This is a genomic window from Roseateles sp. Mitsp63 (assembly GCF_059491535.1).
Genome location: NZ_CP168509.1, coordinates 3,998,974 through 4,022,273, shown reverse-complemented (window position 1 = coordinate 4,022,273; position 23,300 = coordinate 3,998,974). Strand labels below are relative to the sequence as shown.

At 69.7% G+C, this 23,300-nt stretch carries 19 protein-coding genes and 1 pseudogene; 16 read left to right on the top strand and 4 right to left on the bottom strand.

Annotation, left to right across the window (positions count from 1 at the left end):
* The first annotated feature begins 10 nt into the window (after window positions 1-10).
* The gene (locus ACEN96_RS17540) at window positions 11-922 is read left to right on the top strand and encodes a hypothetical protein (protein WP_495584365.1); all 912 of its coding nucleotides are present in this window, start codon (window positions 11-13) and stop codon (window positions 920-922) included.
* 32 nt (window positions 923-954) lie between these two features.
* Here the strand turns inward: ACEN96_RS17540 and ACEN96_RS17535 are convergent, their stop codons facing one another.
* The gene (locus ACEN96_RS17535) at window positions 955-1,230 is read right to left on the bottom strand and encodes a hypothetical protein (protein ID WP_495584364.1); all 276 of its coding nucleotides are present in this window, start codon (window positions 1,228-1,230) and stop codon (window positions 955-957) included.
* A 339-nt stretch (window positions 1,231-1,569) separates the two neighbouring features.
* Between ACEN96_RS17535 and kdpF the strand changes: the two genes are divergently transcribed.
* The 12 genes from kdpF to ACEN96_RS17475 all read left to right on the top strand — a co-directional run bounded on the left by kdpF (window position 1,570) and on the right by ACEN96_RS17475 (window position 16,747).
* Window positions 1,570-1,659, top strand: a complete 90-nt coding sequence (gene kdpF, locus ACEN96_RS17530) for a K(+)-transporting ATPase subunit F (protein ID WP_495584363.1) — start codon at window positions 1,570-1,572, stop codon at window positions 1,657-1,659.
* Between the two features lies 1 nt (window position 1,660).
* On the top strand, window positions 1,661-3,454 hold the full coding sequence (gene kdpA / locus ACEN96_RS17525) for a potassium-transporting ATPase subunit KdpA (protein ID WP_495584362.1): 1,794 nt from the start codon (window positions 1,661-1,663) through the stop codon (window positions 3,452-3,454).
* A gap of 16 nt (window positions 3,455-3,470) precedes the next feature.
* Entirely contained in the window at window positions 3,471-5,609 is a 2,139-nt protein-coding gene (kdpB, locus tag ACEN96_RS17520) for a potassium-transporting ATPase subunit KdpB (protein ID WP_495584361.1), read from the top strand.
* A 28-nt stretch (window positions 5,610-5,637) separates the two neighbouring features.
* Complete coding sequence (gene kdpC / locus ACEN96_RS17515) at window positions 5,638-6,231, top strand: potassium-transporting ATPase subunit KdpC (RefSeq protein ID WP_495584360.1); 594 nt, start codon at window positions 5,638-5,640, stop codon at window positions 6,229-6,231.
* A gap of 5 nt (window positions 6,232-6,236) precedes the next feature.
* The gene (locus ACEN96_RS17510; RefSeq protein WP_495584359.1) at window positions 6,237-6,836 is read left to right on the top strand and encodes a TorF family putative porin; all 600 of its coding nucleotides are present in this window, start codon (window positions 6,237-6,239) and stop codon (window positions 6,834-6,836) included.
* Between the two features lie 107 nt (window positions 6,837-6,943).
* Complete coding sequence (locus tag ACEN96_RS17505) at window positions 6,944-9,712, top strand: hypothetical protein (protein WP_495584358.1); 2,769 nt, start codon at window positions 6,944-6,946, stop codon at window positions 9,710-9,712.
* A gap of 18 nt (window positions 9,713-9,730) precedes the next feature.
* The gene (locus ACEN96_RS17500) at window positions 9,731-12,487 is read left to right on the top strand and encodes a DUF4118 domain-containing protein (protein WP_495584357.1); all 2,757 of its coding nucleotides are present in this window, start codon (window positions 9,731-9,733) and stop codon (window positions 12,485-12,487) included.
* Window positions 12,480-13,175, top strand: coding sequence for a two-component system response regulator KdpE (gene kdpE, locus ACEN96_RS17495; RefSeq protein WP_495588632.1), 696 nt, complete (start codon window positions 12,480-12,482; stop codon window positions 13,173-13,175). Before ACEN96_RS17500 ends, kdpE begins: the two co-directional genes overlap by 8 nt.
* Window positions 13,176-13,284: 109 nt before the next feature.
* Window positions 13,285-14,232 (top strand): hypothetical protein, encoded by a 948-nt coding sequence (locus tag ACEN96_RS17490; protein WP_495584356.1) that lies wholly within the window; start codon window positions 13,285-13,287, stop codon window positions 14,230-14,232.
* A gap of 240 nt (window positions 14,233-14,472) precedes the next feature.
* Window positions 14,473-15,228 carry a hypothetical protein gene (locus ACEN96_RS17485; protein ID WP_495584355.1) on the top strand — a complete coding sequence of 252 codons (756 nt, stop codon included), beginning with the start codon at window positions 14,473-14,475 and terminating at the stop codon, window positions 15,226-15,228.
* A 63-nt stretch (window positions 15,229-15,291) separates the two neighbouring features.
* Entirely contained in the window at window positions 15,292-15,564 is a 273-nt protein-coding gene (locus ACEN96_RS17480) for a hypothetical protein (RefSeq protein WP_495584354.1), read from the top strand.
* 262 nt (window positions 15,565-15,826) lie between these two features.
* Window positions 15,827-16,747 carry an RNA ligase family protein gene (locus tag ACEN96_RS17475; protein WP_495584353.1) on the top strand — a complete coding sequence of 307 codons (921 nt, stop codon included), beginning with the start codon at window positions 15,827-15,829 and terminating at the stop codon, window positions 16,745-16,747.
* Window positions 16,748-16,763: 16 nt separating this feature from the next.
* Here the strand turns inward: ACEN96_RS17475 and ACEN96_RS17470 are convergent.
* The 3 genes and pseudogenes from ACEN96_RS17470 to ACEN96_RS17460 all read right to left on the bottom strand — a co-directional run.
* Window positions 16,764-17,499: pseudogene (locus ACEN96_RS17470) on the bottom strand (glutamine amidotransferase); the annotation flags it as partial.
* Between the two features lie 10 nt (window positions 17,500-17,509).
* Window positions 17,510-18,574, bottom strand: coding sequence for a serine hydrolase domain-containing protein (locus ACEN96_RS17465; RefSeq protein ID WP_495584352.1), 1,065 nt, complete (start codon window positions 18,572-18,574; stop codon window positions 17,510-17,512).
* 60 nt (window positions 18,575-18,634) lie between these two features.
* Window positions 18,635-19,363, bottom strand: coding sequence for a type 1 glutamine amidotransferase (locus ACEN96_RS17460; RefSeq protein ID WP_495584351.1), 729 nt, complete (start codon window positions 19,361-19,363; stop codon window positions 18,635-18,637).
* 256 nt (window positions 19,364-19,619) lie between these two features.
* Here ACEN96_RS17460 and ACEN96_RS17455 point away from each other — a divergent pair, with 256 nt between their 5' ends.
* From ACEN96_RS17455 to clpB, 3 genes are all read left to right on the top strand, one after another.
* Window positions 19,620-20,117 carry a molybdenum cofactor biosynthesis protein MoaE gene (locus ACEN96_RS17455; RefSeq protein WP_495584350.1) on the top strand — a complete coding sequence of 166 codons (498 nt, stop codon included), beginning with the start codon at window positions 19,620-19,622 and terminating at the stop codon, window positions 20,115-20,117.
* On the top strand, window positions 20,114-20,494 hold the full coding sequence (crcB, locus tag ACEN96_RS17450; RefSeq protein WP_495584349.1) for a fluoride efflux transporter CrcB: 381 nt from the start codon (window positions 20,114-20,116) through the stop codon (window positions 20,492-20,494). Before ACEN96_RS17455 ends, crcB begins: the two co-directional genes overlap by 4 nt.
* Window positions 20,495-20,678: 184 nt before the next feature.
* Entirely contained in the window at window positions 20,679-23,291 is a 2,613-nt protein-coding gene (gene clpB, locus ACEN96_RS17445; RefSeq protein ID WP_495584348.1) for an ATP-dependent chaperone ClpB, read from the top strand.
* Window positions 23,292-23,300 lie beyond the last annotated feature (9 nt).

Below are 23,300 nucleotides of genomic sequence, written 5' to 3'. Positions count from 1 at the left end.
GGGATTAACCGTGGCATTTCAAGCGAACGTTGAACTGCTGAATCAAACCGTTGTGGAGCTCTCCAACAGCGGACCCCCGAACTGGACGATGCTCGTCTTCTATCTCGAGTTCCTTGAGGACGAGCAGATTGGTCTGAGAAACAAGTTCACCGGAAGAGCTTTGGGCGGGGAGGGCTTCGAGATCCGCTTGGAGAGCTACCACGTTGGCAACACGACGCGGATGTTCGACTTGGTCCAGACTCTGTATCGCGAAGCCGCTCAGCATGGTGATAAGTGGACGGGCATTCTCTTGACGCTCTTGTCGAGCGGGATCTTCAAATGCCGCTTCTTTTATGGCAAAACGCCGCTATTGACCGGCGACGATGCTGCGCTCGGACGGATTCTGTCGGAGGGCATCGGCGAGTTGGCGCGTGAGCGATTCGGCGCGAAGGGTAGTCAGGGAGCAGCGCCCACCGCCGACGAGATCTACCAGCACATCAAGTCGCACAACCTGTTCAGGGTGATTTGCGGCGAGTCGGGTGTATTCCGCACGCCAGCCAATATCAATGCGGATTTGCTCCCCACAGACCATAACGAACTACTGATCAAGGCGCTCTATCCGATCGCCGAGAAATACAACGCCAAGTTCGTGGAACGTGAACTGGATCTGGCGCTCCGAGTGGCTGCGCGTGATGCGCTGGGGGTGTATTGCGCGATTCAGTGCTATTACATGCAGATCGTCAATGAGGACGGCGGTCTAAGCAATATCCGATTGAGCAGAACAGATCTGCCGCAGCTTCTGACCGCCCGCTACTTTGCGTTGCTGGACGATTTGAAGAAGCTCAACCTGAGTGGGAATGACGCCCCCGATTTCGCGCAAAGGAGCGCCTTGAGCTATCTGACCATTCTTTCCAAGCAGCATGGGGTACAGGTCGGCGCTTAGGCGCGGATTTCAGGGAAGCGGGATCTCCCGCGCTAGCTCAAGGAGGACTTGACGAGCGCCCATGCCGTGATGAGTCCGAAAGCCAACTCGATAGTCAGCAGCCGGCGACGCAGCGCGGGATCGCGGCCGGCACCTCTGGTCTTGCCTTTTCTGAGCTCATGGCAGTGAGCCAGGAACGTGACCAGAACGCCGATCCCGATGACGATCCGCGACGGCGTGCCGCCCCATTGGAATGCCAGATACAGGCATGAAAAGATGCCGGCGACGCTGGTGGCGAAGAGGGCAATCCAAGGGGAGTCGATCTTCATTGCGATACCGCTCACTGATCAAAAGCTGAGGGCCGATTCGAGAGGAATGTCGATCGAGCATCCATCCCACCAAAGAAGGGGCTGCCAATTTCTCACGCTCAATGGGCCCACCGACGAGGCGATTCGCGGCGCCTCTTTATGAAATCTTGATACCCCCTCGCCGAGCTTCTACGGCCCCTTGATGCCCTGATTCCTAGAGTCCATCCATCCCATCACGCCCTCATGTCGAGGTGCATGGGTCCCCCAAGAAATGGATGCACTCTTCCTCGGACTGAGCGTCGTCTTGTTCCTCGTCGCGGTAGGTCTGGCCGTCGCCAGCCATCGCCTGGAGGTCAAGCAATGACTGCCCTCTACTGGCTCACCGGCCTCGTCTCCACCGGCCTGTTCGTCTACCTCCTGATCGCCCTCTGGCGCGCCGAGGAGTTCTGACATGACGAACCTCGCCTGGGCCAACCTGGCCTTCTATCTCCTCGTCACGCTGCTGCTCGCCTGGCCGCTGTCCCGCTGGGTCACGGCCCTCGCGCAGGGCCGCGTCCCCTCGTGGCTAGCCGCCATCGAGCGGCCCCTCTTCCGCCTCTGCGGCATCAAGCCCGATGAGGGCATGGGCTGGAAGCAGTACGCCCTCGCGCTGCTGGTCTTCAACTTCATCGGCGTCATCGCCGTCTACGCCCTCCAGCGCCTGCAGGGCGTGCTGCCGCTCAACCCGCAGGCGATGCCCGCGGTCAGCCCCGACTCGGCCTTCAACACCGCCATCAGCTTCGTCGCCAACACCAACTGGCAGGGCTACAGCGGCGAGTCCACGATGAGCTACCTCACCCAGATGCTCGCGCTGACGGTGCAGAACTTCCTGTCCGCCGCCACCGGCATCGCCGTCGTGTTCGCACTGATCCGCGGCTTCGCCTCGCGCCTGTCCGGCCACGTCGGCAACTTCTGGGCCGACATCACCCGCTGCACCCTCTGGCTGCTGCTGCCCCTGTCCATCGTGCTCGCGCTCGTCTTCGTCCAGCAGGGCGTGATCCAGAACTTCGACGGCTACAAGACCTTCCAGACCGTCGAGGCCCAGGACTTCCAGACCCCCAAGCTCGGCGCCGACGGCCAGCCGCTCAAGGACGGCCAGGGCCAGCCCGTGATGGAGAACCAGCACACCCGCGAGCAGCAGCTCGCCATGGGCCCGGTCGCCTCGCAGGAAGCCATCAAGATGCTGGGCACCAACGGCGGCGGCTTCTTCAACGCCAACTCCGCCCACCCCTACGAGAACCCGACCCCGCTCACCAACCTGCTGCAGATGGTCGCGATCTTCGTGATCCCCGCCGCCCTGTGCCTGAACTTCGGCCAGCTCGTCGGCGACCGCCGCCAGGGCGCCGCCATCCTCGCCGCGATGAGCACGCTGTTCATCGCCGGCGTCCTCGTCGCCACGCCCGCCGAGCAGGCCGGCAACCCGCTCGTGGCCGCCAAGGGCGTCGACATCCAGGCCTCCGAGCTCCAGCCCGGCGGCAACATGGAAGGCAAGGAAACCCGCTTCGGCATCGGCGCCAGCTCGCTCTTCGCGGTCGTCACCACCGCCGCCTCCTGCGGCGCGGTCAACGCGATGCACGACAGCTTCACCCCCATCGGCGGCGCCGTGCCGCTCGTGATGATGCAGCTCGGCGAGGTCGTCTTCGGCGGCGTCGGCACCGGCCTCTACGGCATGCTGATCTTCGCCATCCTCGCCGTCTTCATCGCCGGCCTGATGATCGGCCGCACCCCCGAGTACCTCGGCAAGAAGATCGAGCCCTTCGAGATGAAGATGAGCGCCGTCGCCATCCTCGTCACCCCCATCGTCGTGCTCGCCGGCACCGCCATCGCCGTGCTCGCCGCCGACGGCAAGGCCGGCATCGCCAACCCCGGCGCCCACGGCTTCTCCGAGATCCTCTACGCCTTCACCTCCGCGGCCAACAACAACGGCAGCGCCTTCGCCGGCCTGTCCGCCAACACCCCCTTCTACAACACGCTGCTGGGCATCGCGATGTGGCTCGGACGCTTCCTCGTGATCGTCCCCGTCCTGGCCATCGCCGGCAGCCTGGCCGCCAAGAAGCGCATCCCCACCGGCGAAGGCACGCTGCCCACCCACGGCCCGCTCTTCGTCGTCCTGCTCATCGGCACCGTGCTGCTCGTCGGCCTGCTGAACTACGTGCCCGCGCTCGCGCTCGGTCCCGTCGTCGAGCACCTGACGCTCTGGAAGTGACCCTTCGGAGCCCGACATGACCCAATCCCCCAAGACCCCATCCCCCGTCCCGCGCGCGGCGGCCCGCACCGGCCTGTTCGACCCCGCGCTGGTGAAGCCCGCGATCGCCCAGTCCTTCGCCAAGCTCGCGCCCGAGGTGCAGCTGCGCAACCCGGTGATGTTCGTCGTCTACGCCGGCAGCATCCTCACCACCGGCCTGTGGCTCGCGAGCTTCTCCAAGCCCGAGCTCGCGGGCGCCGAGGGCCCCGGCTTCATGCTCGCGATCGCGCTGTGGCTGTGGTTCACCGTGCTGTTCGCCAACTTCGCCGAGGCGCTCGCCGAGGGCCGTTCCAAGGCCCAGGCCGCCTCGCTGCGCGGCCTCAAGGCCAAGACCTGGGCCAAGAAGCTCGAGGCCCCGCGCCACGGCTCGTCCTGGCATCCCGTCCCGTCCGAGGAGCTGCGCAAGGGCCACGTCGTGCTGGTCGAGGCCGGCGACCTCGTGCCGCTGGACGGCGAGGTCATCGAGGGCGTCGCCTCGGTCGACGAGAGCGCCATCACCGGCGAATCCGCGCCCGTGATCCGCGAGTCCGGCGGCGACTTCAGCGCCGTCACCGGCGGCACCCGCGTGCTCTCCGACTGGGTCGTCGTGCGCATCGCCGTCAACCCGGGCGAGGCCTTCCTCGACCGCATGATCGCGATGGTCGAGAGCGCCAAGCGCCAGAAGACGCCCAACGAGATCGCGCTCACCATCCTGCTGGTCGCGCTGACCCTGGTCTTCCTGGTCGTCACCGTGACGCTGCTGCCGTACTCGCTGTTCAGCGTCGAGGCCGCCGGCGCCGGCACCGTCGTGTCCATCACCGCGCTCGTGTCGCTGCTGGTCTGCCTGATCCCCACCACCATCGGCGGCCTGCTGTCCGCCATCGGCGTGGCCGGCATGAGCCGCCTGATGCAGGCCAACGTGATCGCCACCTCCGGCCGAGCCGTCGAGGCCGCCGGCGACGTCGACGTGCTGATGCTGGACAAGACCGGCACCATCACGCTGGGCAACCGCCAGGCCAGCGCCTTCCTGCCCGCGCCCACGCTGCAGGAACAGCTGCTGGCCGATGCCGCGCAGCTCGCCTCGCTGGCCGACGAGACGCCCGAGGGCCGCAGCATCGTCGTGCTGGCCAAGCAGCGCTTCAACCTGCGCGAGCGCGAGCTCGCCACGCTGCAGGCGCACTTCGTGCCCTTCACCGCGCAGACCCGCATGAGCGGCGTCGACTTCGGCGATCCGGAGCACCCCAGGCGCCAGCTGCGCAAGGGCGCCGTGGACGCGATCCGGCGCTTCGTCGAGCTGCACGGCGGCCAGATGCCGGCCCAGGTCACCGCCGTGGCCGAGGAGGTCGCGCGCCGCGGCAGCACGCCGCTGGTCGTGGCCGACCTGAATGACGGCCAGGCGCGCGTGCTGGGCGTCGTCGAACTCAAGGACATCGTCAAGGGCGGCATCAAGGAGCGCTTCGCGCAGCTGCGCCGCATGGGCATCCGCACGGTGATGATCACCGGCGACAACCGCCTCACCGCCGCCGCGATCGCGGCCGAGGCCGGCGTCGACGACTTCCTCGCCGAGGCCACGCCCGAGGCCAAGCTCAAGCTGATCCGCGACTACCAGGCCGAGGGCCGCCTGGTCGCGATGACCGGCGACGGCACCAACGACGCCCCCGCGCTGGCCCAGGCCGACGTGGCCGTCGCGATGGCCAGCGGCACGCAGGCCGCGAAGGAGGCCGGCAACATGGTCGACCTGGACTCCAACCCGACCAAGCTGCTGGAGATCGTCGAGACCGGCAAGCAGCTCTTGATGACGCGCGGCTCGCTGACCACCTTCTCGATCGCGAACGACGTGGCGAAGTACTTCGCCATCATCCCGGCGATGTTCCTGGGCGTGTACCCGCAGCTGGGCGCGCTCAACGTGATGGGCCTGCACAGCCCCGCGTCCGCGATCCTGTCGGCCGTGATCTTCAACGCGCTGATCATCGTGGCGCTGATCCCGCTGGCCCTGAAGGGCGTCGCCTACCGGCCCATCGGCGCGGCCGCGCTGCTGCGCCGCAACCTCTGGATCTACGGCCTGGGCGGCCTGATCGTGCCCTTCATCGGCATCAAGGCGATCGACCTGCTGCTGGTCGCGCTGCACCTCGTCTGACCGTCTGATGACGCGCAAGGACTCCACCATGACCTCCACTCTCAAGATGCTGCGCCCCGCGCTCGCCGGCTTCGTGCTGCTGAGCGCCGTCACCGGGCTGCTCTATCCCGCGCTGGTGACCGGCGCCGCCCAGGCGCTGTTCCCGTACCAGGCCGAGGGCAGCCTGATCGTGCAAGGCGGCAAGGCCGTCGGCTCCGAGCTGATCGGGCAGACCTTCACGTCGCCGCGCTACTTCTGGGGCCGTCCGTCGGCCACCGCGCCGATGGGCAACAACGCGGCGGGCTCCGGCGGCTCCAACCAGGGGCCGACCAACCCGGCCCTCGCCGACGCCGTGCAGGCGCGCATCGAGGCGCTCAAGGCCGCCGATCCCGGCAACCAGGCGCCGGTGCCGGTCGACCTGGTCAGCGCCTCGGCCAGCGGCCTGGATCCGCACATCAGCATGGCCGCGGCCCGCTACCAGGCCGCCCGCGTCGCGCGCGAGCGCGGCCTGACGCTCGAGGCCGTCCAGCGCCTGATCCAGGCGCACACCGAGGCGCGCGACCTCGCCGTGCTCGGCGAACCGCGCGTCAACGTGCTCAAGCTCAATCTCGCGCTCGACAAGGCGCCACTCCCCGCTCATTGATCTTCATGAAAACCCGTCTTCTCTCGCTGTTCCTGATCTCCTCCTGCTTCCTGCATGCCGCCGCGCGCGCCGAAGGCGAAGCCCCCGCCGCCGCGCCGGCGCCCGCCGCGCCGATGGCCGCGCCCGAGCACGGCTTCACCGGCAACCTGGCCTTCGTCAGCGACTACCGCTTCCGCGGCATCAGCCAGACCTGGAAGCGGCCCGCCGTGCAGGGCGGCTTCGACTACAGCCACGCCAGCGGCCTGTACCTGGGCGCCTGGGCCTCGAATGTCTCGGGCAACAGCTACAACAACGGCGCCGGCATGGAATGGGATCTCTATGGCGGCTGGAAGCTGCCGGTCTCCGAGGCCGTCACGCTGGATCTCGGCGCGCTGGCCTACGTCTATCCCGGCGCGCGCATGAACGCCGCGCCCGGTCAGCCGACCTCGCACAAGTACGACAACGTCGATGTCTACGCGGCGGTCACGGCGGGCGCGTTCTCCGGCAAGTTGTCGGTCGCCGCGACGGACTACTTCGGCCTGGACGGCGAGACCGCCGGTTTCGCGTACTTCAGCGCGCTGCCGGACAGCGCGCCCGGCGGCTGGGCGACACCGGCGTCGTGCTGAGCGTGAGCCGCGCGTTCTGAGGCCCGCGGGTGAGCGTGCATCCGGCTGCTCGCGCCGGACCACTGACGCCGCCCCGATCGTCTCGATCGTTCAGCAGGATTGGCCGCATGCATCCCCTTTCGCGTTCCGACTCGACGACACCGACCACGGGCGGCGAGCCCGCCGCCAGCGGGTCCTCGCACGCGGGCGGGCCGAGCGCCCCGAAAAGGGCGCGCCACGAAGCGCCAGCAGCGCGCGCGCCCGTGATCGAACTGGAGCGGCCCGCGTTGCTCCAGCCTGCCGGTGCGAGTGAACCGCCCTCGGATCACTTTTTCAGGCCGGTCGGCCGCGGCGATGTCAACGGACCGGAGAACGAGCGGATCTCCCCGGCCGGCCAGGCCTGGTGGCTGGGCCGCGCCGCGCAGGAGGAACTGCACGCGCGCCTGCCCCCGCAGACGGCGGCGTGGACGCGGCGTCTGGAGTTCGGCGCCTTGCCGCAGGCCGAGGACTGGCGATGGCTGCCCGCGTACCGCCAGCGCTGCCCGAACCTCCAGGAGATCGCGTTGCCGATGGACAGCGATGCCGTGATGCCCGCGCTGCGCGCGCATGCCGTCCGGGAGGTCCGCGGCCGCTGGGTGCTGCGCCTGGCCGGGCGCGAGGACGGCGTCGGCGCGTTCCAGCGGCTGTGCGACGAGCTGGGCCGATCGCTTCACGGCCTGGTGAAGCGGCCGGGTGTGCTCGGGCTGCACGGCCGGCCCCGGCTGTTCATGCAGCTGGCCAGGGACCTGCCGATGCTTCGCCGACAGGGAACGCCCGAGCCGGCGCTGATCGACACCATCGGACAGCTGGTGGCCGCCGCCGTCGACGACCACCAGATCGCCTGGCGCTGCTCGCACATCGCGCAAGTCCAGGGGGGCGCCGCCGAGCGGCTGGCAGCCATGAGCGCGGTCGCCGACGAACTGCAACGGGCCCCGATGCCCGCGCCCCCGAGCTTCCTGCCCGAGCAGGGCAGCGACGCGGTGGCCGACATGATCCTGGGCTTCTCGCGCGGCCCGGATCCCGGCCGGCGGAGCGCGGAGCCGGCCGGGCCGCCCTTCGGGTCGATCCGGCCTCGCTGGCTGGACCGCGCCGAGGCGCGCGCCATGGCCGGCCGGCTGGAGGCCTTGCCGTCAGCCCCGCTGATACCGGTCCTGCGGGCGATGCGCGATGCGGCGCTGCGGGCGCTGCGCCCGGACGCCGCCTTCGACGGCCTGGTGTTCCTCTCCCGGGAGGAAGAGGAGCTGGTGATCGAGGCGCTGCATCTGGTCCGGCTCTTCGAAGTGCGCGTGTTCTGGCGGGCATCCTCGGGTTCCCGGGGGCTGCATCCGATGCCGGACGGCGCGAAACGGGCGCTGGCCCGCCTTCGGGACTGGGTCGACGAAGGCCCGGGCGACGAAGGGACGCTGCGCCGCGAGCGCTGGTACCTGCACCTGACGGGCCAGGCGCACGCCGGCCCGGTGACCTTCCAGACCACCGCCGGACTGCTGCGCGGCGCGCCCGGCCAGAAGGACCTCGACGCGCCGCCGGTCGAGCTGGTCGCGGCCATCGCCCGCGCGCGGGGAGAGCCGCTGGGGCTGACGCTGGACTACCGGGGCGAGCTGGTTTCCTCGCCCGTGACGGTGAACGGCGAGCTCTCGAAGCGCCTGGTCTTCGGCATCCGCCTGTCCAGCGCCTGGCTGGTCGAGGAGGCCGCCGGGTCCGCGGCGCCGCGGGCGCGGATGCCCGCCGCCCTTCAATGGTCGCTCGCGGAATGGCTGACGATCGAGCTGACGCCGGAAGACGCCAGCCGCGGCAGCCTCTGGCGCGAGCGCGTGGGCGCCGGGCTGCTCGCCGACTTCCCCGCCATGACGCGGCTGTTCGTCCAGGGCGAGGGGACGCCGGACGCCGAATCCTTCCTGGGCGCCCAGGCGCGGACCGAGCGGCATGAACGCCTCCGGAATTTGGAGGAGGCGAACCGGCTGCTCGGCGCCCTGGTGTGGAATGGCGCACAACGCTTCCACCTGCATGTCCATGCCGCCTTCACCGACTGGGCGGTCCACCTCATCGAGCTGGACCGGCTGACGGCGAAGCGCGCGGGGCGCGCCTGGCCGCCCTTCCTGGCGCAGGTGGTCCAGCGCGCGCTGGACGACGAGGCCTTCATCACGCAATGCGAGGAGCTGATCCACGGGCAGGACGGGCACTGCGTGGATGCGCACGTGCGCGTGCTGCATCAGATGGGCGTGTTGATGGACGGCAGCGAGGCGCGCGGCGGGGCCGAGGTCGCCCAGGCCGCGCTCGCTTTCGCCTGCGCGCTGCGCGCCGACCAGGCGGTGATCGAGTCGCAGGGCAACTTCTCCGAAAACCTCGAGGACGCGATGCTGCTGCGGCAGACCCTGAGGCAGCGCCTGCATGCGCGGCTGGGACGGCCGCCAGCCGGCGGCGAGCCGCCGGTCCACGCTCGTCTGGGGCGCGCCGGCGCGCGGTGGAACACCGCTGACGAGATCGCTCGGCGGGAGCGCCGCGCCGATGCCCTCATCGAGGACGAGGTCCACAGCGGCTTCGCCGTTTCGCTGGATTGCCTGGACGCCGCCGGCCTGGTGGGAGACGTCCTGGTCAGGGCGTTGAGGCGCGATCCCGGCTACGCCGCGCTGGAGGCGGCGCGCCTGGGCGAGGCCCAGGCACGCTTCGCGATCGCGATGGATGCCGCCGAGCTCCTGACGGAGGACGCCCCGCGAAGGCAGGCGGTCACCGATGCCGCCGCCCGCCGCGCCGCCGATGACGCCGTGCAGCTGCGGCAGGCGCTCCAGGCCTATTGCCGCGCGTTGTTCCTCCCCCTGGCCGCACGCCTGTCGCGTGATCCTCAACCGCCCGCGTCCTGACGCGACAATCCCCCACCCATGCGCAGTCCCGCCGACGACCGTCCCGACCCCGATGCCCTGCTGGCCGACCTGCGCCGCCAGGCGCAGTCCGAGGCGCGCGGCCGCCTGCGCATCTACTTCGGCGCCTCGGCCGGCGTCGGCAAGACCTTCGCGATGCTGCAGGCGGCCCGGCAGCTCGCCGCGCAGGGCCGCGCGCCGCTGATCGGCGTCGTCGAGACCCACGGCCGCGGCGACACCGCCGCCTTGCTCGACGGCCTGCCGCGCCTGCCGATGCGCCAGGTGCCGTACCGCGGCCGCGCGCTGCCGGAGTTCGACCTGGACGGCGCGCTCGAGCGCCTCAAGGACCAGCCCGGCGCGCTGGTCCTGGTGGACGAGCTGGCCCACTCCAATGTCTCCGGCTCGCGCCATCCCAAGCGCTGGCAGGACGTCGAGGAGCTGCTCGCCAACGGCATCGACGTCTACACCACCGTCAACGTGCAGCACCTGGAGAGCCTGAACGACGTCGTCGGCGGCATCACCGGCGTGCGCGTGCAGGAGACGCTGCCCGACACCTTCTTCGACCGCGCCGACGAGGTGGTGCTGGTCGACACCCCGGCCGACGAGCTGCTCGCGCGGCTCAAGGCGGGCAAGGTCTACCAGGGCGCGCAGGCCGAGCGCGCCGGCCAGCATTTCTTCCGCAAGGGCAACCTGATGGCGCTGCGCGAGCTGGCGCTGCGCCGCACCGCCGACCGCGTCGAGGACGACGTGCAGGCCTGGCGCAGCAACGAGCGCATCGCGCCGGTGTGGAAGACGGAGGCCGCGGTCCTGTGCGCCATCGGGCCCGGCGACGAGGCCGAATCGATCGTGCGCAGCGCCGCGCAGCTCGCGCGGCAGCTGGCGGTGAGCTGGCATGCGGTGCATGTCGAGACGCCGGCGCTGCACCGGCTGCCCGACGCGCGCCGCGAGCGCACGCTGCGCGTGGTGCGGCTGGCGCAGGATCTCGGCGCGACGACCGCCGTGCTCGCCGCGCAGGATCCGGCGCTGGCGCTGGCCGACTACGCGCGCGAGCACAACCTGTCCAAGCTGCTGATGGGGCGCGGCCAGCCGTCGCGGCGCCGCTGGGGCCGGCGCGAGCTGGCCGCGCATCTGGCCGCGCATCTGGGCCGCGCGGCGCCGGAACTGGACCTGATCCAGGTCGGCGCCTCGGCGACGCAGCGCGTCCATGACGACGCGCCCACGCCCGCGCTGGGCGCCGCGCCGCGCCGCTATCTCTGGGCGGCGCTGGCCTGCGTGGGCGTGGCGGTCCTGTGCTGGCCGCTGGCCGGCCGCATCGCCACCGACAACCTCGTGATGCTGTTCCTGCTGGGCGTCGTCGGCGTCGCGATGCGCTGGGGCCGCGGGCCGGCGGTGCTGGCGAGCTTCCTCAGCGTCGCGCTGTTCGACTTCTTCTTCGTCGCGCCGCGGCTGAGCCTGGCGGTCAGCGACGTGCAGTACCTGATCACCTTCGCCGTGATGCTGGCCGTGGGCCTGGTGACCGGCCAGCTGACGGCCGGGCTGCGCTATGAGGCGCGCGTCTCGTCGGAACGCGAGGCGAGGGCGCGCGGCCTGTTCGAGCTGACCCGCGAGCTGGCCGGCGCGCTGCAGACCGAGCAGGTCGTCGCGACCGCGGAGCAGCAGCTGGCGCAGCAGTTCGGCGGACGCGCGCTGCTGTACGTGCTCGATGCCGACGACCGGCTGCAGCCGTCGCCGGCCGAGCCGGGCCTGGCCCTGGGCGATCCGCCCGACGCCGGCACGGCGCGCTGGGCGCTCGATCACGAGCAGGCGGCCGGGCTGGGCACCGACACGCTGCCGGGCAGCCATTGGTTCTACCTGCCGCTGCGCGCGCCGATGCGCACGCGCGGCGTGCTCGCGCTGCGGCCCGGCGACGCGCGCACGCTGCTGCTGCCGGAGCGCCGCGCGCAGCTCGAGACCGCCGCGCGCATCGCCGGCCAGGCGCTGGAGCGGGTGCATTACGTCGAGGTCGCGCAGCAGGCGCTGCTGCAGATCGAGTCCGAGCGGCTGCGCAACTCGCTGCTCTCGGCGCTGTCGCACGACCTGCGCACGCCGCTGGCGGCGCTGCAGGGTCTGGCCGAGACGCTGGCGCGGCGCTCGCTCGATCCGGGCGCGGCCGAGACCGTGCAGGCGATCGAGCAGCAGTCGCTGCGCATCAACGCGATGGTGCACAACCTGCTCGACATGGCGCGGCTGCAGAGCGGCGCGCTGACGCTCAAGCGGCAGTGGCAGCCGGTGGACGAGGTGATCGGCAGCAGCCTGCAGCTGATGGGGGCCGCGCTGGCGCGGCATCGCGTCGTGCTGGACGTGCCGGCGAGCCTGCCGCTGGTGGAGCTGGACGCCGTGCTGATCGAGCGCGTGCTGGCCAACCTGCTGGAGAACGCCGCGAAGTACACGCCGCCCGGCAGCGAGATCCGCGTCATCGCGCGCGCGCAGGGCGCGGCCGCGGGCGGCGAGATGCGCCTGTCCGTCGAGGACAACGGCCCGGGGCTGCCGCCGGGGCGCGAGGAGGCGCTGTTCGAGAAATTCGCGCGCGGCCACAGCGAGTCGCACCTGCCCGGCGTGGGACTGGGGCTGGCGATCTGCCGGGCCATCATGCAGGCCCATGGCGGCCGCATCTGGGCCGAGCGCGTGGCGCCCGCGGGCGGGGCGCGTTTCAGCCTGGCGCTGCCGCTGGGCGAGCCGCCGGCGCTGCCGGCCTTCGAGGAAGATCCACAGGACCCAGGGAGTGAGCACCGTGAGTGAGCCGCAGCCGGTGGCGCTGATCGTCGAGGATGAGCCCAACATCCGCCGCTTCGTGCGGCTGGCGCTGGAGGGGGAGGGCTGGTCCGTGCATGAGACGGGCACGCTGCGCCAGGGCCTGATCGACGCGGGCACGCGGCGGCCGGACCTGGTGATCCTGGACCTGGGGCTGCCGGATGGCGATGGGCAGGACTTCCTGCGGGATCTGCGGGCGTGGTCGTCGGTGCCGGTGATCGTGCTGTCGGCGCGCGGGGCCGAAGACGACAAGATCGCGGCGCTCGACCACGGGGCCGACGACTACCTGAGCAAGCCTTTCGGCGTCGGCGAGCTGATGGCGCGCGTGCGCGTGGCGCTGCGGCGCAGCCAGGCGCGCTCGAGCGAGCAGCAGGAGCCGGCCTTCCGCTTCGGCGATGTCGAGATCGACCTGGCCGCGCGCCGCGTGCGCCGCGGCGGCGAGGACGTGCATCTGACGCCGATCGAGTACCGGCTGCTCAGCCACCTGATCGGCAACGCGGGCAAGGTGCTGACGCACCGGCAACTGCTGAAGGCGGTGTGGGGGCCTTCGCACGTGGAGCAGAACCACTACCTGCGCGTCTACATGGGCAACCTGCGGCAGAAGCTCGAGGCCGAGCCGGCGAGCCCGAAGCATCTGCTGACGGAGACGGGGGTCGGATACCGGTTGATGCCTTGAACATATCGGGAAAGCGGCGAACGACTGCTCTTGATCGCCCTTTGCCGCGTTCGCAGAGAACTCGGCAGCAGTTCGCGTGGACTGACCTGACCACTCTTCAAGGTCCAGAATGAGCTTTCCTCTTCCCAGCGATTTCCCGCTTCGTGCAGCGGTTCCCGTCGTCACCGACGAAGCGGACCTGAGCATGGACCCAGCCGATATTCCCGGGTTCGATTTTTCCGAGATCGATCCGGAAGCCGAGCAACTGGCCATGAATCGCCGATATGGCTACATGCGGATGTCCGCGATGCGGATGACTCTGGCTGCGAACAATCGGCCAATGGGGTGGGCGCTGAGCTATCCGCCGCCGTCGGACGACCGGCTCGCCGGGCATAACGCCAGCGCCGCGGCACATGCGCTTGGCGTGGTCCGTGCCACGCTCTGCAATCGCTCAGCGGGAGCTGCCAAGCCAGCCAACAAGTGGTCGAAGGGGCGGAGAGATCCGCTGCTTCCTCGCCAGATTCTGGTGATCAAGGACGAGTTGAACATCCAACGTCTTCGCGACCGGTTGCCTGGGGATGATGAGGTGCGCCGCCGCTTTGAATCCGCCGCCTTTTCGTTCGAGGCCTGGCAGGGCACGGGACATGGCAACTGCTCCGGGCTGACGCAGGCGGCGCAGGATGTCCTCACGGACCGACATCCAACGACTCAGGCTTGCGCAGCCTTGCTGATGGGAGATCATGAAGTTCTGATCGTCGGATCAATCGACAAGGCGCTCCTTGCCCGCCCCTTGGCCGAGTGGCCCGCCCATCTGAGCGTTTGCGATCCTTGGGCCAACATCGCCTGCGCCGTGCCGGATTACCCGCGACGGTTCCGGGAGAAGATGACCAGATGGGAACAGAAGGGCAAATTGCTTCGCGAAGGAACGGAGTGGAGATCGCCCATAGGCGGGTCGTGGATGACGTGTCCCGACAGCATCCGCAGGGTCGACGTCTGCCAGCGCTACACCTCGACCCAGTACCGGATCGAAAGATGCATCGTCAGCGATGGCGAGGAGTCCTCTCGGCCCAAGGCTTGAGGCGAGGCGAACCCGAACGAGCGCGAGGAAGACTGGTGCAAACCACTTCCGAGAGGGTTTGTCATGTTCTCTTGCCGCATACCCGGGCGGGCGTCTCCAGACCCGCAGAGCGAATTGCTCATTCGCGACGACAAGGATCCCGCGCCATGCGTCGAAGACCCGGCTCGGGCTCAGGGCGATTCGCCACGCCCAAGGCCTCAAGTGCTTTCCTCGCGCGCGCAATGGTTGGCGGATACGCGAATGGGATTCTTCAACCGGTCAATGCAAAGGTGGGTCACGGCCATGAGGATGGAGCCGCTTGGGCCGCCGGTCGTCTATCCGGACCCCGAGGACGTCAAGCAGAACTCGTTGAACGAGCGGGTGGCTCAAAGCGCATTGAAGCTGGTTCGCGAGCTTCTTCACAGCCGCGAGTGTGGGGACAAGGCAGCGAACAAGTGGTCGCCCGGCTGGAAGGACCCGCAGGACGGCCTCGTTCAAAAGCGCCTGGATCTCGGACCGATCGAGGACATGTCACTCGAAGCGTTGCTGGAGAAGGCGTTGAGCGAGGCTTGGGCGGGTTACCGGCGGAACTGCGGGGCACTGGCCCTTGCGGCACTGGACGTTGTCGCTCAGCAGACGCCGCCGGTGCAAGCGTCGATCGTGGAGCTGAGCATCGACCACGAGTTCACCGTCATTGGAACGATGACGCCCGAACTGCTCCTGAAGCCCTTCCGCGAATGGCCGTCGCATCTGCATGTCTGCGACCCCTGGGCGAATATCTGCTGCCCGGTGCCGGAGTATCCCGAGCATTTCGAGAAGAAGATGGCGAAATGGAGCGAAGGGCGGAAGCTGATCTCGGCAGAAGAGGGGACCTGGGACCTCCCTAGCCGCTGCCCGCGCTGGATGCAGGGCGCTCACCAGGCGTCCGCGATCAAGGTCGAGCAGCGTGACGAGCAAGGGCGCCGAACCATGCCGAGGTATGTGCACAGGACTGAACAAGGAGGAACTCCTGTGTAGGATGGCCGCTCTGCGCTTCGCCGAGGCGCAGGTCGAGACCCCCCGCACAACAGGAGACAGCACATGATCCAGCAGGCTCAGGTCGAACTCGCGAAGACTTTCTTCGAGCAGTCCAAGAAGGCCTTCGAACAGAACTACGCGGCGTGGAGCACGGTGCTCACGTCGCAGAAGGCGATCATGGAATCGATGCGCGCGGCGGGCACGCCCTTCGAGGTGGCCGCCGATGAATTCCAGAAGCTGATCGACTTCCAGGAACAGCAGTTTCGCGCCTCCCTCGACTTCATGACCAAGATGCAGGCGGATTACGCCAAGCTGGTCCAGAAGAAGGGCAAGTAAGCCCATCGCGGCGTCCGGGTTGACGCCGCCAATGGCGCGATGGAAGAATCGCGCCCACGCCGGGCGGCTCCGCCCGGCGTCTGCCCACCCTCTTCGATCCAGGAGGTGCCCGATGAAGATCCGTACATCCTTCCCCTGCTGATGGCCGACGGCTGCCTCCCCGCAGCATCCGTGTCGGCGCGCTGAGCGCCTCCTGCACGTCCGTCGGTTCCCTGACTCCACCAGGACCCGCCCGCGCCAACGCGGCGGGTGACGGACATCCATGCATCTCCAATCCCTGCCGCCGCTGCGCCATCCGCGCACGGCGCATCTCGCGGGCAGCCGCCCGCAGGCGGGCGACTCCGCCCATGACCCGCTGCCGCTGGCGGCGCTCGAGGGCCGCCATGTGGTCATCGAGGAAAAGCTCGACGGCGCCCACGCCGGCCTGTCGTTCAGCGAGGACGGCGACCTGCTGTTGCAGTCGCGCGGTCGCTACCTGACCGGCGGCTTCGGCGAGCGCCAGTTCAATCCGATGAAGATCTGGGCGCTGGCGCACGAGCGCCGCTTGATCGAGCGCCTCGAGGACCGCTACGTGATGGCCGGCGAATGGGCCTATGCCAAGCGCAGCGTCTGGTACGACCGGCTGCCGCATTACTTCAACGAGTTCGACATCTTCGACCGCGCGACCGGGCAGTTCCTGTCGACGCCGCGCCGTCACGCGCTGCTCGCGGGCTCGCCGGTGCTGTCGGTGCCGGTGCTGTACGCGGGGCCGATGCCGACGCAGCCTCATCTGCTCTGGGCGCTGGTGGCGCGCTCGCTGGCGAAGTCGGCCGGCTGGCGCCAGGCCTTCGAGGCGGCGACGCGGCGCGAATCGCTGCCGCTTGAGCGCTGCTGGAGGCAGACCGACAGATCGGACCAGTCAGAAGGCCTGTACCTGAAGGTCGAGGACGACGAGCAGGTGCTGGCCCGCTACCAACTGGTGAGGCCGTCGTTCACGCGGACGATGCTCGATGGCGACGGGCCTCACGCCCAGCGGCCGATCCTGCCCAACGGGCTCGCGCCGGGCGCGGACCTCTTCGCCGAGGCGCCGACGGTCACTTGGCGCGACCTCGGGCTGCGGACGATCACGTCGCTGCCAACGCTCAAGGCGTTTGCCGCGGAGGCCGCCAGCGCGGGCAAGGCGCGTGAGCTCCGATGCTCCTGAGGCGCTCGATGTCCGACGCCCGAGACCGCGCGGCCGGACGCTCAGGCCGCCAGCCAGCGATCGATGACCTGATCGAGCGCCGCGCGCAGGCCCGCGCCATGCCTCGCCGCGTCGCGCCGCAGGGCGTCCAGCGGAACGCGGGCCTGGGCCAGTTCGCCGGCATGGCCGATCAGCCATTGCTCCAGCCGCGCCGGGTCGCATTCCAGGTGGAACTGCAGCGCGAGCGCATGGCCGCCGACAGCGAAGGCCTGGTGAGGGCAGAGCGGCGTCGAGGCAAGACTCGGCACGCCTTCGGGCAGGTCGAACTGGTCGCCATGCCAGTGCAGCACCGGCTGGCCGCTCGCGAGCGGCGCCAGCGCGGATGCGAGACTCGCCTCGGTCAGCGTCAGCGGCGCGAAGCCGATCTCCTTCCCGCCATGGGGCATGGGCTTCACCGCGGCGCCCAGGGCGCGCGCCATCAACTGCGCGCCCAGGCAGATGCCCAGCAGCGGGCGCCGCGCGGCGAGGCGGCGCTGGATGAGCGCGACCTCGTCGTGCAAGTACGGATAGAGCGCGTCATCGCAGGCACCGATCGGCCCGCCGAGCACGACCAGCAGATCCACCGCATCGAGGTCGACATCGCGCAGGTCGTCGACGCCGGCGTCCAGCGTGACGAAGCGCTCGAAGCCGCGGGCCTCGAGCACGGGACGGAGCAGCCCCAGGTCCTCGAAAGCGAGGTGGCGCACGGCGAGGAGGGTCTTGGTGTGGGTCATGTCGGCATCATCACGTGGTTGCGACCGCGGCCTGGAGCACGGCCAGAAGGATGGCCTGCGAGCGCCGCTGGCCATATCCGCGGCCATAGGCCTGCGACGTGACGGCCACCACGAGCCGCAGTTCAGGCACGACGTAGATCTTGTTGCCGCCATTGCCCGACGCGAACCAGACCGGCACGCGCCGGCCGCCGAGCGTGTGGACCTTGTAGTACCAGGACCGCGCGTACTGGTCCGCATAGGGATCCTTCGCCGCGATCGCGACGCGGGGCTGCATCAGGGCCTCGGTGCCGCCGGCGCTGACGATGAGCCGGCCTTCGTGCTCGCCGCCGCGGCGGACCATCTCGCCGATCGCGGCCAGCGATCGGGCGCTCAGCCAGAGGTTGCCCTGGCCCTTCGTGTGGCCCGCGGCGTCCTTGTCCCAGCGCCAGGCCGTGATGCCCAGGGGTTCGAACAGCGCGGAGGAGGCGAAGGCGCCCAGGTCCATGCCGGTGGCCTTGCCGATGACCAGCCCGGCCGCGTACGAACTCAGCGAGTTGTAGCGCCAGGTCTTGCCCGGCGCCTCCTTGGCCGGCACCGACAGCAGGAAGGCCACCGGATCCGGCGCCTCGTCCAGCCGGTCCTCCTGGCCGGGGGAGGCGGGATCCTCGTCCTCCGCCGCCAGGCCGGAGCGCATCGTCAGCAGGTCGTCGACGCTGGCTTTGCCCAACGGGGCCTGGCTCGCCGCCGCCCAGTACCGGGAGACGGGATCGGAGGCGCTGGCGATCGCGCCGCGGTCCATCGCGATCGTCGCCAGCAGCGCGGTGATGCTCTTGCCGGCCGAGCGGACATCGTTGAGCGAGTCGGCTGTGGCGCCGTTGTAGTAGCGCTCCGCGACCCGCTGGCCGTCGCGCAGCACGACGACGCCTTGAAGCGTCCGGTCCTCATCCCGGTCCCAGGCGGCCAGCGGCGCGGTGAAGCGGGCGTCATGCTCCGGCGCGGGCGGGGCCGGCCTGGGCGAGGGGGCCGGCGTCTGGCAGCCCGCCAGGACGGCGAGCGACAACACAAGGGCAAGGGGGCGAGCGGCGGACAGCGTCATGAAGGGCGGCTCCTGACAGGCGTGCGAGGGCGCCCATCGTCGCCTGCCGGCCGCGCAAAGTCACGCGGCGCGCATGCCCCCGAAAACTGGCGGGCGATCCAGCTGCCCGATCCAGTGGCGGTAGACGCTCGCCGCGGCGCAGCGCAGGCGGGCCAGGCGCTGCGGCAGCGCGGCGAGGATCTCGTCCTCGCTCTGCACGGTCACGCAGCGGCCGCTCCGCAATTCGTCGCGGCCCTGCGCGCACCAGTCGCGCAGGCTCTGCGCGGTGACTTCGAGGTGGCTCTGCAGGGCGATGTGCGGTCCGAGCGCGAAGCCCTTGTTCAGGCAGTTCGAGCCGAACAGCGTGCGCGTCGCGCCGGCGGGGAGCTGGAAGCTGTCGTAATGCCAGTTGAAGCTCAGGAGGCGGTCCTCGCCGCCGAAGAGCGGCCGCGCGGCGAGCGTGATCCAGAGCTCGCGCCAGCCGATGTCGGGGCGCGGATTGCGGGCCACGGTCGCGCCCATCGCCCTCGCGAGCTGCTGCGCGCCGAAGCAATGACCGAGTACCGGGCGGCTGAGCCGCAGCGCGTCGATCAGCAGTGCCTGCTCGGCGCGGATCCAAGGGGTGCCGTCATGGACGCTGTGATCGCTGCCCAGCAGCACCAGGCCGCTGAAGGCCGAGGCCGTGCGTGGCATCGCGTCGCCGAGGTCGGGCCGGATCAGGTGCACCGGGACATCGCGGGCTTGCAGGCACTGGAGCAGGAAACCCGGACCCTGGGCGGGTTCGTGCTGAAGGATCAACACCGGTCTCATTCGGGTGGGCGCGCACCGGGAGCGCCGTGGTTGCGAGGAGTCCAGCGTACGGAGCACCGCCTCAAGGGGAGGGCAAGACCCGGTACCGACGCGTAAAGAACTCATCAATGGCTGGTGCGAGGGGACGGCACGGCCGGATTTGCTTCCACCCACGCCTTCATCAATGCGTCGAGGTCTCGAGAGAGAGGTTCGTTCTCATGCCCGGCACGGCATTGCCCCGGCCGTGCGGCGCGCACGGCGATGCCACAATCGCCGGATGAATTCGCAGTCCTCGCGCCCCCCGCGCGTCTCCGTCCAGACCGCCGACTTCGACCTCTCGGCCGAGACCCTGGCGCTGCGCGCGGACGACGGCGGCATCGGCGCGGTGGTGAGCTTCGTCGGCACGGTGCGCGACGGCGCGGACGGCGCCCCGGTCACGCTGATGGAGCTCGAGCACTACCCCGGCATGACCGAGGCCTCGATCGAGGCCATGATCGACGAGGCCTTCCGCCGCTTCGACCTGCGCGGCGCGCGCGTGATCCATCGCGTCGGCGCGCTCCGGCCGCGCGACCAGATCGTGCTGGTGCTCGTCAGCTCGCGGCATCGCGGCCAGGCCTTCCAGGCCTGCGAATTCCTGATGGACTACTTGAAGACGCAGGCGCCGTTCTGGAAGAAGGAACACGGACCGGACGGCGCCCGATGGGTGGACGCGCGCGTCGCCGACGACGAGGCGCTCGCGCGCTGGGGGATCAACGTGGAGGGGAATGGCCGATGAGCTGGGTGCAAGTGGCGGCGGTGTCCGCCGGCGCGTCGGGTGGCGCGCTCGCGCGCTGGGGCGCGGGGATGTGGTTGAACACGAAGTGGCAAGGCTTCCCGCTGGGAACATTGGCCGTCAACCTCGTCGGCGGTTTCCTGATCGGCATGGCGCTCGAATGGTTCGGCCGCTACCCCGACGACTTCCTCAAGCTGTTGCTCGTCACCGGCTTTCTCGGCGGCCTGACGACCTTCTCGTCGTTCTCCGGCGAATCGCTCTCGCTGCTGCAGCGCGGCGAATTCCTGCTGGCGCTGGGCCACTCGGCCGCGCACGTGGTCGGCTCGCTGGCCGCCGCCGCCGCCGGGCTCAAGGTGATGCAGATGCTGACCGCCGCGTGAGCGGCCGGTGGTGCAGGGCGCGCTCGGGCGTCTGGACTGGAGCGGCGGCCGCGCGGTCCTGACGCAGACCCTCGCCTGATGCCGACCCTTTCCTGACGATGGGCATGGGGCTTGCCGCGAACGGCGGGCTCTTGAAAATGGGGGACACACTCCCACTTGGCTTCGCAACGGAGGTTTTTCACCCATGCGAGTCGACAAGCTCACCACCCGGTTCCAGGAAGCGCTGGCCGAGGCCCAAAGCCTCGCCGTGACCAGCGACAACCCCTACATCGAACCCGTCCACGTCCTGGCCGCGATGCTGGCCCAGGACGAGGGCCCCAAGGCGCTGCTCGAGCGCGCCGGCGTCAAGGTGCCGGCCCTCAAGGCCGCCGTGGACACCCTGCTGGCCGGCCTGCCGCAGGTGCACGGCGAGGGCCAGCAGGTCCAGCCCGGCCGCGACCTCGTCAGCCTGCTCCAGGCCGCCGAGAAGGAGGCGTCCAAGCGCGGCGACCACTTCATCGCCAGCGAGATGTTCCTGCTCTCGCTCGCCGACGCGAAGTCCGACTTCGCCGGCGTCGTGCGCGGCCACGGCCTGACGCGCAAGGCCCTGGAGACCGCCATCGAGGCGGTCCGCGGCGGCCAGAAGGTCGACAGCCAGGAATCCGAGGGCAACCGCGAGGCGCTCAAGAAGTACACGCTGGACCTCACCGAGCGCGCCCGCCAGGGCAAGCTCGACCCGGTCATCGGCCGCGACGACGAGATCCGCCGCGCCATCCAGGTCCTGCAGCGCCGCAGCAAGAACAACCCCGTGCTGATCGGCGAGCCCGGCGTCGGCAAGACCGCCATCGTCGAGGGCCTGGCCCAGCGCATCGTCAACGGCGAGGTGCCCGAGTCGCTCAAGGACAAGCGCGTCCTCGTGCTGGACATGGCCGGCCTGCTCGCGGGCGCCAAGTTCCGCGGCGAATTCGAGGAACGCCTGAAGTCGGTGCTCAAGGAAGTGGCCGCCGACGAGGGCCGCATCATCCTGTTCATCGACGAGATCCACACGATGGTCGGCGCCGGCAAGGCCGAGGGCGCCATCGACGCCGGCAACATGCTCAAGCCCGCGCTCGCGCGCGGCGAGCTGCACTGCATCGGCGCGACCACGCTGGACGAGTACCGCAAGTACGTCGAGAAGGACGCCGCGCTCGAGCGCCGCTTCCAGAAGGTGCTGGTCGACGAGCCCAGCGTCGAGGCGACGATCGCCATCCTGCGCGGCCTGCAGGAGAAGTACGAGGTCCACCACGGCGTCGAGATCACCGACCCGGCCATCGTCGCCGCGGCCGAGCTCTCGCACCGCTACATCACCGACCGCTTCCTGCCCGACAAGGCCATCGACCTGATCGACGAGGCCGCGGCCAAGATCAAGATCGAGATCGACTCCAAGCCCGAGGCGATGGACCGGCTCGACCGCCGCATGATCCAGCTCAAGATCGAGCGCGAGGCCGTGCGCAAGGAGACCGACGAGGGCTCGCAGCGCCGCTTCACGCTGATCGAGGAAGAGCTGCTCAAGCTCCAGCGCGAGTACAACGACCTGGAGGAGATCTGGACCGCCGAGAAGGCCCAGGCCCAGGGTTCCGCGCACGTCAAGGAGGAGATCGACCGCATCAAGTTCCAGATCGAGGAACTCAAGCGCAAGGGCGACTTCAACAAGGTCGCCGAGCTGCAGTACGGCCAGCTGCCCGAGCTGGAGAAGCGTCTCAACGAGGCCCAGGCCAAGGAGGCCGGCAAGGCCAGGGACAAGACCGTCCCGCAGCTGCTGCGCACCATGGTCGGCGCCGAGGAGATCGCGGAAGTCGTGGCCCGCGCCACCGGCATCCCGGTCGCCAAGCTGATGCAGGGCGAGCGCGACAAGCTGCTGCACATGGAGACGAAGCTGCATGAGCGCGTGGTCGGCCAGGACGAGGCGATCGTCGCGGTGGCGGACGCGATCCGGCGCTCGCGCGCCGGGCTGTCCGACCCGAACCGGCCGCTGGGCAGCTTCCTGTTCCTGGGCCCGACGGGCGTGGGCAAGACCGAGCTGTGCAAGGCGCTGGCGGGCTTCCTGTTCGACAGCGAGGACCACATGATCCGCATCGACATGAGCGAGTTCATGGAGAAGCACTCGGTCAGCCGGCTGATCGGCGCGCCCCCGGGCTATGTCGGCTACGACGAGGGCGGGTACCTGACCGAGGCCGTGCGCCGCAAGCCCTACAGCGTGCTGCTGCTGGACGAGGTCGAGAAGGCGCACCCGGACGTGTTCAACGTGCTGCTGCAGGTGCTCGACGACGGCCGCCTGACCGACGGCCAGGGACGCACGGTCGACTTCAAGAACTGCGTGGTCGTGATGACGTCCAACCTCGGCTCGCAGCACATCATGGCGCTGCAGGGCGAGCCGGACGAGGTCATCCGCGACGCCGTGTGGGGCGAGGTCAAGGCGCACTTCCGGCCCGAGTTCCTCAACCGCATCGACGAGACGGTGATCTTCCATGCGCTGGGCGCGACGCACATCAAGTCCATCGCGAAGATCCAGCTCAAGCAGCTCGAGCAGCGGCTCGAGAAGCTGGAGATGAAGCTCGACGTCAGCGACGAGGCGCTCGACGAACTGGCCAAGGTCGGCTTCGATCCGGTCTTCGGCGCGCGGCCGCTCAAGCGCGCGATCCAGCAGCGCATCGAGAACCCGCTGTCCAAGCTGATCCTGCAGGGCCGCTTCGGTCCGAAGGACGTGATCCCGGTCAGCGTCGAGATGGCGCCGGGCGGCGAGCCGGGCGAGTTCAGCTTCGGGCGCGTCGTGCACTGACCGCGCCGC